Consider the following 13,637-nt stretch of genomic DNA (forward strand, 5'->3'; position numbering starts at 1 on the left):
CTTATAAAGAGAGGAATCCGAATGAAAAATTTTAAGAGAATCGCAGCGATCGCAGGTGTGATCATTCTGCTTCTGATTTTCTGTCTGCCGATGGTATTTGCATGGGGAAGCAGTGAGAATTCTCAGGCACTGTTCCGGGGGGCTTTTGCGGCAGCTGTGCTGGTGCCTATTGTGGCCTATGTTTTCTGGATGGCATACAGAATCTGGGGAAATAAGAAGCCAGAGGAGAATCCGAACCGTATGATCGAGAACATTATTTTTGATGTGGGAAATGTGCTGGTGGATTACGGATGGGAAAACTATCTCCGTGGATATGGCTTCCCGGAAGAAAAATTTCAGAAGATCGCAGATGCAACATTTCGAAACCCGGTATGGGAAGAACAGGACAGAGCTATGCATGACGAGTCCTGGTATGTAGACCGGTTTGTTGAGAGTGCACCGGAATATGAGAAAGAGATCCGTGAGGTGATCCGTCGTGACTCAGAGTGTATACACCTGAAAGATTACGCGGAAACCTGGGTGAAATATCTGAAAAATCAGGGATATCATCTGTATGTGCTTTCCAATTATGGATCTTACATGTTGGACCGTACAAAGCAGGATATGACTTTTCTCAAATATATGGACGGAGTGATCTTCTCCTGTGATGTGCATGAGATCAAGCCGGAGGCAGATATTTACAAAACTCTTCTGAAGCGTTTCAATCTGAAACCGGAGAAATCGGTTTTTCTGGATGACAGGGAAGTGAACTGCGAAGGAGCAAGAAAAGCAGGGATCCGTGCAATTCAGTTTAAAGATCTGAAACAGACGGCAGGGGAGCTTGAGAAACTGGGTGTGAAATAGATCTGAAACTGATCTGCAGAAAAGAAAAAGAGAAACACAGAGAGCCTGCACCATCGCGAAGCCCTCTGCGTCTAAAGGGGAGGATATGAACAGTATATCCCGGAATATTGAAAGATATACATGATCAGTATAAAAATCTCCGATTTTGCGATATTATAATTTGTGTTTTAGAGCAAAAGATGGTATAATAAAGTCTAAATTATTGGAAAAGAGGATCAGACAATGAGCGATATGACAATTCTGGAGCAGTGGCGTTCCGTTGCTTATAATCAAAATGCAGATAAGAATAAGCTTCAGCGCTTCTGGGCAACTTATTTTAACATTGAGAAGAATATTTATGAGCAGCTTCTTGAGAACCCGGATGAAGTAGTTTCCGGTACTGTTAAAGAGCTTGCTGAGAAATATGGTCAGGATGTTATGACTATGGTTGGTTTCCTTGACGGAATCAACGACAGCCTTAAGGTTCCGAATCCGATCGAGACAATGGATGAGAACACTAAAGTCAATCTCGCATTCGATAAGGAAGCACTTTATAAGAACATGGTAGATGCCAAGGCTGACTGGCTCTACAACCTTCCTCAGTGGGACAAGATCTTCACAGAGGAGAAGAAGAAGACCCTTTACATGGAGCAGAAGAAATCCGGTACAGTTGTGAAACCTCACAAGGTCGGAAGAAATGATCCGTGTCCATGCGGAAGCGGTAAGAAATACAAATACTGCTGCGGAAGATAATGAACGCGAAGAAGAATCTGGATTACATCATCGTGCTGGGTGCCCATGTGGACGGAACACGAATGACACTTGCCCTTCTGGAACGAGCCAGAAGGGCTCTTCTTTATCTGGAGGAGAATCCCGGGACTCGTGCAGTGCTTTCCGGTGGTAAGGGTGACGGAGAGAATATCACAGAGGCGGAAGCCATGTACCGCTATCTCACAGAACATGGGATCGCAGGAGAACGCCTGATTCTGGAAGAATATTCCACCAGTACGAAGGAGAATCTGGCTTTCAGCCTGGAGAAGATCGGAACAGGAAACTGCTCGGTGGGAGTTGTGACCAACAATTTTCATGTATGGAGAGGCGCGGCCATTGCCAGAAAGTGCGGCTTCCGGGAGGTATACACGATCCCTTCCAGATATCGAAGTTGGAGGCTTCTGATCTATATTCCGAGAGAGATCCTGGCAATCATCAAGGATAAACTCATGGGTAATCTCTAAAAAAATTTTTTTCAAAGATGCGTTGACAAATGAAAAACCTACGCTTATAATGAACCACAGAAAAGGCAATAAATAACACGTTGACGAGACGAGTAAGCTGCGGAACGTTACAGAGAGAGATGTGAAGTGCTGGAAACATCTTATCGGGAAACAGCCGAAGACTACCTCCGAGTGGCCCCAATCCGGTCCGGTGATTCCGTTATCATCATAATTGAGAGGCTTTACAGCTGAACGTATTTCAGCAGTAAGGCAAGCAGGGTGGAACCGCGAGAATGAACTCGTCCCTTACAGTGCGTGATGTGCTGTGAGGGACTTTTTTTATACCATAGGAAATTACTCCATAATGTTCCATGGAATAAAAAAGCCCTCTAGGCAGAAACGTGCTGTGTGTCATAGAAATCCGCCGAAATGAAAGGAGAAATAATCATGATCATCACATTAAAAGACGGCTCAAAAAAAGAATACTCAGAAGCAAAATCAGTGATCGATATCGCATATGACATCAGCGAAGGACTTGCACGTGCTGCATGTGCAGGTGAGGTAAACGGAGAGGTCGTAGATCTTCGAACAGTTCTCGACAGCGACTGTGAGCTGAACATCCTCACAGCAAAGGACGAGAAAGGCCTTGCAGTTCTCCGTCATACAGCATCTCATGTAATGGCACAGGCTGTACAGAACTTATATCCGCAGGCAAAGGTTGCCATCGGACCATCCATTGATACGGGATTCTACTATGATTTTGAGCACGAGCCATTTTCACGCGAGGATCTGGATGCCATTGAGAAAGAGATGAAGAAGATTATTAAAAAAGGCGCAAAGATCGAGCGTTTCACAAAATCCCGTGAAGATGCTATTGCATACTTCAAAGAGAAAAACGAGCCATACAAGGTTGAACTGATCGAGGATCTTCCGGAGGGAGAGGAGATTTCCTTCTATTCCCAGGGAGACTGGACAGATCTCTGTGCAGGACCTCATCTGATGAGCGTTAAGGGCGTTAAAGCATTCAAGCTTCTTTCTTCTTCCAGCGCATACTGGAGAGGCAGCGAGAAGAACGCAATGCTGACACGTATCTACGGAACTGCATATGCAACAAAGGATGAGCTGAAAGAGCATCTGGAGCAGATGGAAGAGGCAAAGAGACGTGACCACAACAAGCTTGGACGTGAGATGAAGATCTTCACAACTGTAGATGTGATCGGACAGGGACTTCCGCTTATCATGCCAAACGGTGTGATCATGATGCAGGAGCTTCAGCGCTGGATCGAGGATGAGGAGACAAAACGTGGATACGTAAGAACAAAAACTCCTCTTATGGCAAAGAGCGATCTTTACAAGATCTCCGGACACTGGGATCATTATAAAGATGGCATGTTCGTACTTGGCGATGAGGAGAACGATAAAGAGGTTTATGCACTTCGTCCTATGACATGCCCGTTCCAGTACTATGTATACAAAGCAGAGCAGCACAGCTACAGAGATCTGCCGATCCGTCTCGGTGAGACATCCACACTGTTCCGTAACGAGGATTCCGGTGAGATGCACGGCCTGACACGAGTTCGTCAGTTTACGATCTCCGAGGGTCATCTGATCGTAAGACCGGATCAGATGGTAAAAGAGTTCAAGGATTGTATCGCACTTGCTCAGTACTGTCTGCAGGTACTTGGTGTTGAGGAGGATGTAACCTATCATCTTTCCAAATGGGATCCGACTAATAAAGAGAAATACATCGGTGAGCCGGAAGTATGGGAGGAGACAGAAGGCCATATCCGCCAGATGCTGAACGAGCTGAACATTCCGTTCACAGAGGATGTAGGAGAGGCTGCTTTCTACGGACCGAAGGTTGATATCAATGCGAAGAACGTATATGGCAAGGAAGATACCATGATCACAATTCAGTGGGATGCACTTCTGGCTGAGCAGTTTGATATGTACTATATCGATGAGAACGGAGACAAACAGCGTCCGTACATCATTCATCGTACATCCATGGGATGCTATGAGAGAACACTTGCATGGCTGATCGAGAAATATGCAGGAATGTTCCCGACATGGCTTTGCCCGGAGCAGGTTCGTGTGATCCCGATTTCCGAGAAGTTCAACGACTATGCTGCAAAGGTTGAGGCCGAGATGAAAGAGGCAGGCATCCGCTGCTCCGTAGACGGACGTTCTGAGAAGATGGGCTACAAGATCCGTGAAGCACGTCTTGAGAGAGTACCGTATATGCTCATTGTTGGTGCAAAAGAGGAAGAAGAGGGCAAGGTTTCCGTAAGAAGCCGTTACCTTGGCGATGAGGGAATGAAAGACCTTGGCGAGTTCATCTCCTTCATTAAAGAAGAGATCAAGAACAAAACGATCCGTAAGATCGAGGTTCAGGAAGAAAAGAAATAAAGATAAATTATAAGAAAAAGGCGGTCCGCATGGTAAACAGCGGGTCGCCTTTTTTGATACTCCGGGACAGTTCAAAAGCTGCCGCCGGATTTTTTTATTTGAAATATTTTTCACGGATGATCTCAACAGGCATATCCATTCCTGTCCAGATGTGGAAAGCTTTTACGCCCTGGTGGAGCAGCATGTACATGCCGTTAAAGGTTGGACATCCCGCCTCACGTGCCTCACGGAGAAGTCTTGTTTCCCTTGGCTCATAGACAACATCAGCAACCGTAAGCTCCGGGTGAAACAGGGTTTTATCCGGGATGACAGTTCCGGTGACATCCGGAACCATGCCCACAGAAGTTGCGTTGATCAGAAGCGTACTTTCTTCCAGTGCATCCTTGAGGGCTGCATGGTCATCCATTTCATGAAGAATCATTTCGCATTCCGTCATGTGAGACATTTTTTCTGCCATGGCAGCAGCACGTTCCCAGTAACGGCTGGTAGGACGGGCAAAAACGTGAATCTTTCTGGCACCTTCCAGTGCAGACTGTCCGCAGATCGCCATTCCGGCACCGCCCACACCCATGACTGTGATGGTGCGTCCCTTCACATCACAGCCGGCATCTCTGGCTGACTGTGTAAATCCATAACCATCTGTATTAAATCCTTTTAATTTTCCATTATCATTACGAACAGTATTGACAGCTCCGATAAGCTGTGCTGTAGGAGAAAGCTCATCCAGAAGCTCTACGATCTTGTTCTTGTTCGGCATGGTCAGATTAAAGCCTTTGATCCCGCAGGCTTTCAGTCCTTCAACAGCCTGGGGGAGAGTTTCTTCTGTCACATCAAAGCAGAGATACACATAGTCAAGCCCAAGATAACGAAATGCCTCGTTATGCATAAGTGGTGATACGCTGTGTGCGACCGGGCTGCCAAGAAGTCCGGTAAGCCCTGTGTGTCCGGTGATATTGATCATTGTTCGATTCCCTCCAGTGTTTTGAAATATGCAGCACTCCAGAAAATTATTTCCTGAATTGTTATAATAAAAAGCATTTTAACACTATAAAGTGCGAAAATCAATAAATACGCAGATTGTACGGAAAATTATACATTTTTGTCACGAATCTATAGAAAATATCTATGAGTGTCGAGGAACCCAGAAAGGGCACGACAACTTTGAAGGATGCGCCACCACACTTTGACAAAATGTGCAGAAAGCCTGCCCTATAATAAATTCACCTACCAAAGTTGAGAATTATGATAACAGGCGAAACAGCAGCGGGGGAATCTCATGTATCAGACGATATACATAGATGTTGTTTTTATAACGAATTTCCTGATGGATTATATGCTTCTCAGGCTTGTGGGAAAATTCCTGCATCTTGGAGGAAAACGCTTACGCTGTATGGCAGCAGCTGTTTTCGGCGCATTCGTATCCTGTCTGCTTCTTTATGTACCTTTTAAGATCATTCCTCCGGTCATTGTTCTGATCCACGGAAGCTGTGCTTTTTTTATGGCAGGATTTGCTTTCCGGCTGAAAAAAGGAGCGCTTCTTGCAAAGACCATCCTGGCAATGTATCTTACAGCCTTTGTGGTCGGCGGTATTTATCAGGCTCTGGAAACAGAAAAGACCATGACTGTAAAAACCTTTCTGCTTTTTCTGGCAGGGATATACGGAGGATTCTACACACTGACCTGTGCGGCAGATGCCTTCCGGCTTGGAAGAAAAAACATTTATCCGGTGATCCTGACATATCAGGGAAAACAACAGCAGTCATACGGCCTGTTTGACACGGGAAACCTTCTTCTGGACCCGATAAGCAGACAGCCGGTATCGATCATTAAGAAGGAGCTTCTGGAAAAACTGATCTCCAGTGATCTGTCAGAGAAGCTTAGGTACATAAAAGAAGCTCCCGGCGAGCTGAACAGAACAGAACTCACCATGCTGCAGCCGCATTTTCTTACCTTCCGGGGAGCCGGAGGAAAGGAAGGGCTTTTGCTGGCTGTGGTACTGGAGGAGCTTATGATCCAGACTCCCGGAAGGGTGGTGCATGTGGGAAAACCGGTGCTTGCCATAACATTCGAGCCCTCAGCTTTGGGAGAAGAGTACGGGATACTTTTGAATTCCAGACTATTGCAATAAGGAGGGGGCATTGCTATGAACAGAGCAGCAGTAAATTATTATCCATTTCAGGTATTTTCAAGATTTATGATCAATCATCCGAAGGATGTGTTTTATATTGGGGGAAATGATATTCTTCCGGCACCGCTTGTGTCAGAACAGGAGGCGGCGGTGATCAGTCTCCTTGGAACAGAACGGGAACAGGAGGCAAAAGCAGTTCTGATCGAACATAATCTCCGCCTGGTGGTATATATCGCGAAAAAATTTGACAACACAGGCGTGGGAGTGGAAGATCTGATTTCCATTGGAACGATCGGCCTTATCAAAGCAATCAATACCTTTGACCCTGTAAAAAATATCAAGCTTGCGACCTATGCGTCACGGTGTATTGAGAATGAGATTCTTATGTATCTCAGAAGAAACAGCAAGACACGGATGGAGGTCTCCATTGATGAGCCGCTGAATGTTGACTGGGACGGAAATGAGCTGCTGCTCTCGGATATTCTGGGAACGGACGATGATGGGATCTCAAGGAAGCTGGAAGACGAGGTGGAGATCGCACTTCTGGGAAAAGCTATCAGCAAGCTTACGAAGAGAGAGCAGCTGATCGTACAGCTTCGGTTCGGTCTCGGAAACCGGGAAGGAATGGAAAAGACCCAGAAAGAAGTAGCGGATCTTCTGGGAATCTCACAGTCTTATATTTCAAGGCTGGAAAAGAGGATCATGAAGCGGCTGCGGAAGGAGATTGTGAAATATGAGTAAAAGGCATAAAAATATCTAAGAGTGATAAAGTGGTATATTTAGAAGAAACGAAGAACGTCAGTATCTCTGGAAAGTTATTATTTTACAGACTTTCCGGAGATTTTTTTGTCTGGTTATTATTATCTTCTTTATATCAAGGTATTTACAGCTATGAAGCATTTCGCATTCAGGAAAATTAGAGCTACTGTGTAATATAGGTTTAAGCATAGAGATAAAAATCCCATGTTCTTGCGAAATATATGAGGCGATGCTATACTTGGTTAATAGTGGAATAATGTTTGGGAGATGTAGTTGAAATGTTTATTTGTAAGGGAGAAAAATATGAATCTAAAAAAAGTACATCATATAGCTATTATAGGAAGTGACTACTGTAAATCAAAAGATTTCTACGTCAACAAATTAGGATTTTCTGTAATCAGAGAAAATTACAGACCAGAACGGGATGATTACAAAATTGATCTTCGGCTGGATGATATGGAACTGGAACTCTTTATTATGAAAAATCATCCCAAACGCCTCAGTCCGGAGGCATATGGCTTGCGGCACTTGGCTTTTGCGGTTAAATCTGTAGATGAAACGGTAAAACAATTGAATGATCTGGGAATTGAAACAGAACCGGTTCGACTGGATGATTATACACATAAAAAGATGACATTTTTTAAAGATCCGGATGGATTACCATTAGAAATACATGAATAAACAGAAATAAGAGGTGAATTTCTCTTTGAAGCAGCCCTGTCCTGGTATAAATCATAGAATAAATCAATGAAATGCCATAACACAGACCATTTTTTTCTTGGAAAGATTTTCTATCGGAAAGGTGCACCGGGCTGCAATAGCGTTAGATGGAAAGGCCAGAATTGTAGCGGGGTCTTTTTCGAGGACTCAGGAGAAAAATCGGCAGGTGGCAGAAGACTTGGGAATATCATCGGATCGCTGTTATGTAACTTATCGGGAAATGGCAGAAAAAGAAGCAGAGAGAGCAGATGGAATTGATTTCGTGATCATCGTGACACCGAACAGTTCGCACTTTGAAATTTGTAAAGCATTTCTTGAAGCTGGAATTCATGTAGTCTGCGATAGACCGGTAACGACAACATATGCACAGGCTGTGGAATTAAACAGACTGGCCAAAAGCCGAAACCTTTTGTTTATGGTAACCTACACCTACATGGGAAATGTGACAGTAAAATACGCCAGAGAGCTGGTTCGTCAGGGAGCAATCGGTGATATTCGTGTTATTATGGCGGAATACCCACAAGGTCAGGATGCATTTGTGGAGAGATTTGATCCTTCTCAGGGAGGGTGGAGAAATGACCCGCACTTTGCAGGAAATTTTACGGAAGATATGATCGATTATCCATCTATCAAAGATGGTGCGGCAGGTCTTGCGTTTATTGAGGCATGCCTGGAGAGCAATAAAGATGGAAATATATGGAAAGAAATGTGTGATTAAGAGAACACTATTATAAAAACCGTAATCATGCATGGTCAGAGCTGTTGTGAAGATCAAAAATTCTGGAATGTGAAGTGCCACAGAATACCGGCAGGAGAGAACGATGAACAGAGAAGAGATCGATCGTTATCTGAGACAGATAACGCCAAGAGAAAAAAAGATTCTTGAGGGGACTCCCCAGGAGGAGCTGAAACGGCAGGATATCAGCCGTTTTGCAAAGGCCGGTCAGGGAGCTTATCTTTTTGAGGGAAGCCTTTTTATGGCACCCGGAGAAAAGATCGTGGTGAGCAGACAGGACAGATATGCGGAGGTGCTGCCACACAAGCATGACTATATTGAGCTGTGCTATCTGTGGTCCGGAAACTGCAGCCAGACCATAGAGGGCAAAAAAATTGTTACCAGCGAGGGAGATGTGTGTATTTTTGATACCCAGGCGGTGCATGCGATCGAAGCCGGAGGAGAGAATGATATTCTGGTAAATATTCTGATGAGCCAGGAGTTTTTTGACAGCGCATTCTTAAGCCGGATGCCCAGACAGGGAATCGTTTCGGAGTTTCTGGCAGATTCTGTGACGCGAAGCAGAAAGAAGCAGCATTATCTTTATTTCAAAGCTCACAGGAACAGCCGTGTTCGAGAGATCATGGAGCAGATCATATGGGAATATCATGAACATGATATTGGTATGGAAGAGGTAATGGAGAGCTATGTGATCATCCTGTTTACGGAGCTTCTCCGGGTCTGGCGCGACGAGTCCAGAAAGCAGGCTTCTGTTTCCAGAGAGGTGCAGATTCTGGAACTTCTTGCCTACATTGAAAAAAATTACGAAACCTGTACATTGCCTGAGATGGGAAAAGCTTTCGGCATGCATGGCAATTATCTCACGGCTCTTCTTAAAGAAAAAACAGGGAGAAGCTTTGTGGAGCACGTGCAGGAACAGCGTCTGAAGAAGGCACGCATGCTTCTGGAGACAACAGAGCTGCCGCTTTCGGAGCTGATTCCGCTTTGCGGATACAACAATATGAACTTTTTTTACCGGAAATTCCGAGAGGCGGAAGGGTGTACGCCGGCTCAGTACCGAAAAGAACACAAACATACCTTATAAATGGTTAATATTTGGATGAAAAAGCGTTATTGAAGGATGGCGCTTTTTTTGTTACTATTTTTATGAAATTTAACGATATCACGGAAAACCGGGGGTAAAAAATATGTTAAAGATAAATGAAATCCGCATGGATTATGAGAAAGAGCAGATTGGAATCACACATGTTCCGGAATTCAGCTGGACATTAGAAAGCGATAAAAGAAATGTCATTCAGGAGGCATATGAGCTGGAGATCGCTGAAGATCCGTCATTTGAGAATAAGATCTATGCAAGCGGAAACTGCAAAAGCGATGCTTCCGCACAGATTCAGCCGGAAGGCGTGAATCTTGCTTCCCAGAAGAAATATTTTGTCCGTGCAAAGGCAAAAGCAGCAGGGGAAGAATCAGACTGGGCAGAGACTTCTTTTGTAACAGGAATCATGGATAACAGTCAGTGGAAGGGTGTATTTGTTTCCGCAGAGGAGGAAGCAGATAAGGACAATTCCAAGGGAACTTATGTAAGAGGGGAATTCACAGTTTCCAAACAGGTGAAAGAAGCATTTGTATCTGTAACTGCACTGGGACTTTATAACTTTTATATCAATGGAAAAAAAGTCGGACACGATGAGCTGACACCAGGCTGGACCTCTTATCGCAAGCATCTCTGCTTCCAGACTTATGAGGTAACCGATTACCTTAAAGAAGGAAAGAACGCAGCCGGTGCGATCCTGGCAGCAGGCTGGTACAAAGGAAAGATGGGCTTCGACGGTCTTGCAAAGAGAAGAAACCATTACGGCGAGAATACCGCACTTCTTTCCCAGATGGTGATCCGCTATACAGATGGAACTGAAGAGACGGTTGTCACAGATGAGAGCTGGAGAGGAGCAGACGCACCGGTAGTATTTGCAGAGATCTATGATGGAGAAATCTACGATGCTGCAAAGGAGATCAAAGGCTGGGCAGAGCCGGATTGCACAGAGGGAACATGGAAACAGGTCCGCAAGCTGGAGTACGATTTCTCCGTGCTTACAGGACAGGGCAGCGGAAAAGTTTCTCTTATGGATGAGGTGAAGCCGAAAGAAATCTTTACCACACCGGAAGGCGACACTGTTATCGATTTCGGTCAGAACATGAGTGCTCTGATCCAGGTACATGCAGCAGGAAAGAAAGGCGATGTGATCCGCCTGGACTGCTTTGAGGTGCTGGATTCCAAGGGGAATGTATATGTGGACAACTTAAGAGGGGCAAAAGAATCTCTTCAGTATACATTCGGAGAAGACGGAACTATCACGTATCGCCCGTCCTTCACATTTATGGGCTTCCGCTATGCGAAGATCGTTTCCTTCCCGGGAGAGCCGAAGCTTGAGAACTTTACAGCGAATGCGATCCATACCAACATGGAGCGTACCGGATTTATTGAGACATCCAATCCGGATCTGAATCAGCTGGCACATAACATTCTCTGGGGACTGAAGAGCAATTTTGTGGATGTTCCTACAGACTGTCCGCAGAGAGATGAGCGTCTTGGCTGGACTGGTGACGCAGAGATCTTCTGCCGTACAGCATGCTTCCTTGAGAATACATATTCCTTCTATCGGAAATGGCTCCGTGATGTGGAGGCAGACCAGACAGAGGAAGGCGGAGTTGCCCATGTTGTTCCGGATATCATTTCCGGCAATGAGGGAGACAACTGGCTTCTGGAGCAGGGCAGCCACTCCGCAGCAGCCTGGGCGGATGTTGCAATAGTAAATCCATGGACCATGTATCTGACTTTCGGTGATAAAGAGATTCTGAAGATCCAGTATAACAGCATGAAGAACTGGATCAACTTTATGAGAGAATACTCTGTAGATTATATCTGGAACTACAAGCTGCAGTTTGGTGACTGGGTAGCTCTGGATGCAGAAGAGGGAAGCTATTTTGGTGCAACGCCGAATGACCTTACCTGTACTGCATATTTTGCATATTCCACAGGATTGTTTGTGAAGGCAGCAGAGATTCTGGGACGCACAGATGATGTGAAAGAATACTCAGATCTTTACGACAAGATCGTGGATAAATTCCAGAGAACCTTCTATGATGAGAACGGTGAGATGACAGCCCAGACACAGACAGCTCATATCGTGGCTCTGTACTTCAGGCTGGCACCGGAAAAATATAAAGAAAAAACAGTTCAGGGTCTTTTAAGACTTCTGGAGAAAGAGAACGGACATCTTGTAACAGGTTTTGTGGGAACTCCGTATTTCTGCCATGCGTTAAGCCAGAACGGCCATGTAAAAGAAGCCTACGAGCTGCTTCTGAAGGATGATTTCCCGTCATGGCTGTATCAGGTCAAAATGGGTGCTACAACTGTATGGGAGCACTGGGACGGCCTGAAGCCGGACGGAACCATGTGGAGTGCAGACATGAACTCTTTCAATCACTATGCATACGGTTCTATCGGAGAGTGGCTGGTTCGTGTTATGGCTGGTCTTGAGGTGGATGAGAAGAAGCCGGGATACAAGCATGCAGTGATCTATCCGAGAATGGGCGGAGATCTTGATTATGTAAAGGCAGAATACCGTTCTGTATACGGACCGGTCAAGAGCTTCTGGGAAGTAAAACCGGAGGAGACAGTACTTCATGTTTCCGTACCTGCTAACACAACAGCAACCATTTGCCTAGATGGAGCAAAAGAGGTGAAAGCAGCAGACGGCCTTGCATTTGCAGCAGGAAAAGACTGCATGCAGGCGGAAGCTGGCTCCGGAGATTATGAGATTCATTTTGTGAGATAATAAGATAAGGCGGAATAAGGCAGTTTTCCGGGATTCGTAATACGATTCCAGGGAGCTGCCTTTTTTGCTGAGGGCTTTTGGGGTGGAATTTGGCAGATATGTCCGCTATAATAGAAACAAAGTCAAAAACAAAAGAAAAGTCAGAAGGAGTGTGTCAGAGATGATCGATATCGCACATGCAAAACAGGAATTCGAGAAATATCTGGATGAATATGACCGTGAGGATGAACAGATCCGCCTGAAGATCGTACACACCTATGGAGTAGTGAAATATGCAGGTGAGATTGCCAGAAGGATGGATTGTTCCGGGGAAGATGTGGAACTGGCAGAACTGATCGGGCTACTTCATGATATCGGACGTTTTGAGCAGATCCGTGAATTTCACAGCTTTGAGCCTGGAACAATGAATCATGCAGTGTATGGCGCAGAGCTCCTTTTTGGGGAAAAGAAGCTGATCCGGCGTTTTGTGGAGGATGACCGTTTCGATGAGCTGATCGATGCTGCAATCCACAGACACAGTGATTTTAAGCTGGAAGGCATCCACGATGCCAGAACACTTTTTCATGCGAAGCTGATCCGGGACGCAGATAAGCTGGATAACTGCCGGGTGAAACTGGAAGAATCCATAGAGGCTATGCTGGGAGCGTCAGCGGAGAAAGCAGGAGAAGGTCTGATCTCTCCGAAGGTGTGGGAGTCCTGCTTAAGAAGAGAATCAGTGGTTTCGGCGGACAGAAGGATTCCTCTGGATTACTGGGTATCTTATCTTGCACAGTATTATGATATTAATTTTCCGGAGACCTGTGAGATCATAGATGAGGAGAATTATATTACCAGAGTTGCAGAGCGTATTACCTACAAGGAACAGGATACCAGGGAAAAGATCCGCATTCTTACAGAAGACCTGAAACGGTATCTGGAAATGCCGGCTGTGTCTGTAAAAGAATAAACAGGCAGAATGAAACGTCGCAGTTTGTTCCCAAAACTTCCTGTGAGTTCGATACAAAAGAAATGGC

General features: G+C 45.2%; 12 protein-coding genes. 11 read left to right on the forward strand and 1 reads right to left on the reverse strand.

Going from position 1 to position 13,637, the window contains the following annotated elements; genetic code table 11:
* Positions 1 to 21 precede the first annotated feature (21 nt).
* The 4 genes from WMO28_RS10760 to thrS all read left to right on the forward strand — a co-directional run bounded on the left by WMO28_RS10760 (position 22) and on the right by thrS (position 4,445).
* Entirely contained in the window at positions 22 to 843 is an 822-nt protein-coding gene (locus WMO28_RS10760; protein ID WP_349056983.1) for an HAD family hydrolase, read from the forward strand.
* 222 nt (positions 844 to 1,065) lie between these two features.
* Positions 1,066 to 1,575 (forward strand): SEC-C metal-binding domain-containing protein, encoded by a 510-nt coding sequence (locus WMO28_RS10765; RefSeq protein ID WP_178644960.1) that lies wholly within the window; start codon positions 1,066 to 1,068, stop codon positions 1,573 to 1,575.
* Entirely contained in the window at positions 1,575 to 2,057 is a 483-nt protein-coding gene (locus WMO28_RS10770; RefSeq protein WP_349056984.1) for a YdcF family protein, read from the forward strand. Before WMO28_RS10765 ends, WMO28_RS10770 begins: the two co-directional genes overlap by 1 nt.
* Before the next feature lie 426 nt (positions 2,058 to 2,483).
* On the forward strand, positions 2,484 to 4,445 hold the full coding sequence (gene thrS / locus WMO28_RS10775) for a threonine--tRNA ligase (RefSeq protein WP_349056985.1): 1,962 nt from the start codon (positions 2,484 to 2,486) through the stop codon (positions 4,443 to 4,445).
* Between the two features lie 94 nt (positions 4,446 to 4,539).
* On the opposite strand, the gene WMO28_RS10780 is transcribed toward thrS, so the two are convergent.
* Positions 4,540 to 5,406 (reverse strand): shikimate dehydrogenase, encoded by an 867-nt coding sequence (locus WMO28_RS10780; RefSeq protein WP_178644955.1) that lies wholly within the window; start codon positions 5,404 to 5,406, stop codon positions 4,540 to 4,542.
* A gap of 315 nt (positions 5,407 to 5,721) precedes the next feature.
* On the opposite strand from WMO28_RS10780, the gene WMO28_RS10785 reads away from it, so the two are divergent.
* From WMO28_RS10785 to WMO28_RS10815, 7 genes are all read left to right on the forward strand, one after another.
* Positions 5,722 to 6,573 carry a sigma-E processing peptidase SpoIIGA gene (locus WMO28_RS10785; protein WP_178644953.1) on the forward strand — a complete coding sequence of 284 codons (852 nt, stop codon included), beginning with the start codon at positions 5,722 to 5,724 and terminating at the stop codon, positions 6,571 to 6,573.
* A gap of 15 nt (positions 6,574 to 6,588) precedes the next feature.
* Positions 6,589 to 7,314: an RNA polymerase sporulation sigma factor SigE gene (gene sigE, locus WMO28_RS10790; protein WP_178644951.1), complete on the forward strand. Its 726-nt coding sequence runs from the start codon at positions 6,589 to 6,591 to the stop codon at positions 7,312 to 7,314.
* Between the two features lie 321 nt (positions 7,315 to 7,635).
* Positions 7,636 to 8,013, forward strand: a complete 378-nt coding sequence (gene gloA2, locus WMO28_RS10795; RefSeq protein ID WP_178644949.1) for an SMU1112c/YaeR family gloxylase I-like metalloprotein — start codon at positions 7,636 to 7,638, stop codon at positions 8,011 to 8,013.
* 121 nt (positions 8,014 to 8,134) lie between these two features.
* Positions 8,135 to 8,770 carry a Gfo/Idh/MocA family protein gene (locus tag WMO28_RS10800; protein WP_349057018.1) on the forward strand — a complete coding sequence of 212 codons (636 nt, stop codon included), beginning with the start codon at positions 8,135 to 8,137 and terminating at the stop codon, positions 8,768 to 8,770.
* Positions 8,771 to 8,873: 103 nt separating this feature from the next.
* Positions 8,874 to 9,872: an AraC family transcriptional regulator gene (locus WMO28_RS10805; protein WP_349056986.1), complete on the forward strand. Its 999-nt coding sequence runs from the start codon at positions 8,874 to 8,876 to the stop codon at positions 9,870 to 9,872.
* A gap of 103 nt (positions 9,873 to 9,975) precedes the next feature.
* On the forward strand, positions 9,976 to 12,624 hold the full coding sequence (locus WMO28_RS10810) for a family 78 glycoside hydrolase catalytic domain (protein ID WP_349056987.1): 2,649 nt from the start codon (positions 9,976 to 9,978) through the stop codon (positions 12,622 to 12,624).
* A 160-nt stretch (positions 12,625 to 12,784) separates the two neighbouring features.
* The gene (locus WMO28_RS10815) at positions 12,785 to 13,570 is read left to right on the forward strand and encodes an HD domain-containing protein (RefSeq protein WP_349056988.1); all 786 of its coding nucleotides are present in this window, start codon (positions 12,785 to 12,787) and stop codon (positions 13,568 to 13,570) included.
* Positions 13,571 to 13,637 lie beyond the last annotated feature (67 nt).

It is taken from the genome of Blautia aquisgranensis, from assembly GCF_040096615.1.
GTDB lineage: Bacteria > Bacillota > Clostridia > Lachnospirales > Lachnospiraceae > Blautia_A > Blautia_A aquisgranensis.

Coding starts and splice junctions, on each gene's coding strand:
- WMO28_RS10760 (WP_349056983.1), top strand. CDS start 22: ATGAAAAATTTTAAGAGAATCGCAGCGATCGCAGGTGTGATCATTCTG.
- WMO28_RS10765 (WP_178644960.1), top strand. CDS start 1,066: ATGAGCGATATGACAATTCTGGAGCAGTGGCGTTCCGTTGCTTATAAT.
- WMO28_RS10770 (WP_349056984.1), top strand. CDS start 1,575: ATGAACGCGAAGAAGAATCTGGATTACATCATCGTGCTGGGTGCCCAT.
- thrS (WP_349056985.1), top strand. CDS start 2,484: ATGATCATCACATTAAAAGACGGCTCAAAAAAAGAATACTCAGAAGCA.
- WMO28_RS10780 (WP_178644955.1), bottom strand. CDS start 5,406: ATGATCAATATCACCGGACACACAGGGCTTACCGGACTTCTTGGCAGC.
- WMO28_RS10785 (WP_178644953.1), top strand. CDS start 5,722: ATGTATCAGACGATATACATAGATGTTGTTTTTATAACGAATTTCCTG.
- sigE (WP_178644951.1), top strand. CDS start 6,589: ATGAACAGAGCAGCAGTAAATTATTATCCATTTCAGGTATTTTCAAGA.
- gloA2 (WP_178644949.1), top strand. CDS start 7,636: ATGAATCTAAAAAAAGTACATCATATAGCTATTATAGGAAGTGACTAC.
- WMO28_RS10805 (WP_349056986.1), top strand. CDS start 8,874: ATGAACAGAGAAGAGATCGATCGTTATCTGAGACAGATAACGCCAAGA.
- WMO28_RS10810 (WP_349056987.1), top strand. CDS start 9,976: ATGTTAAAGATAAATGAAATCCGCATGGATTATGAGAAAGAGCAGATT.
- WMO28_RS10815 (WP_349056988.1), top strand. CDS start 12,785: ATGATCGATATCGCACATGCAAAACAGGAATTCGAGAAATATCTGGAT.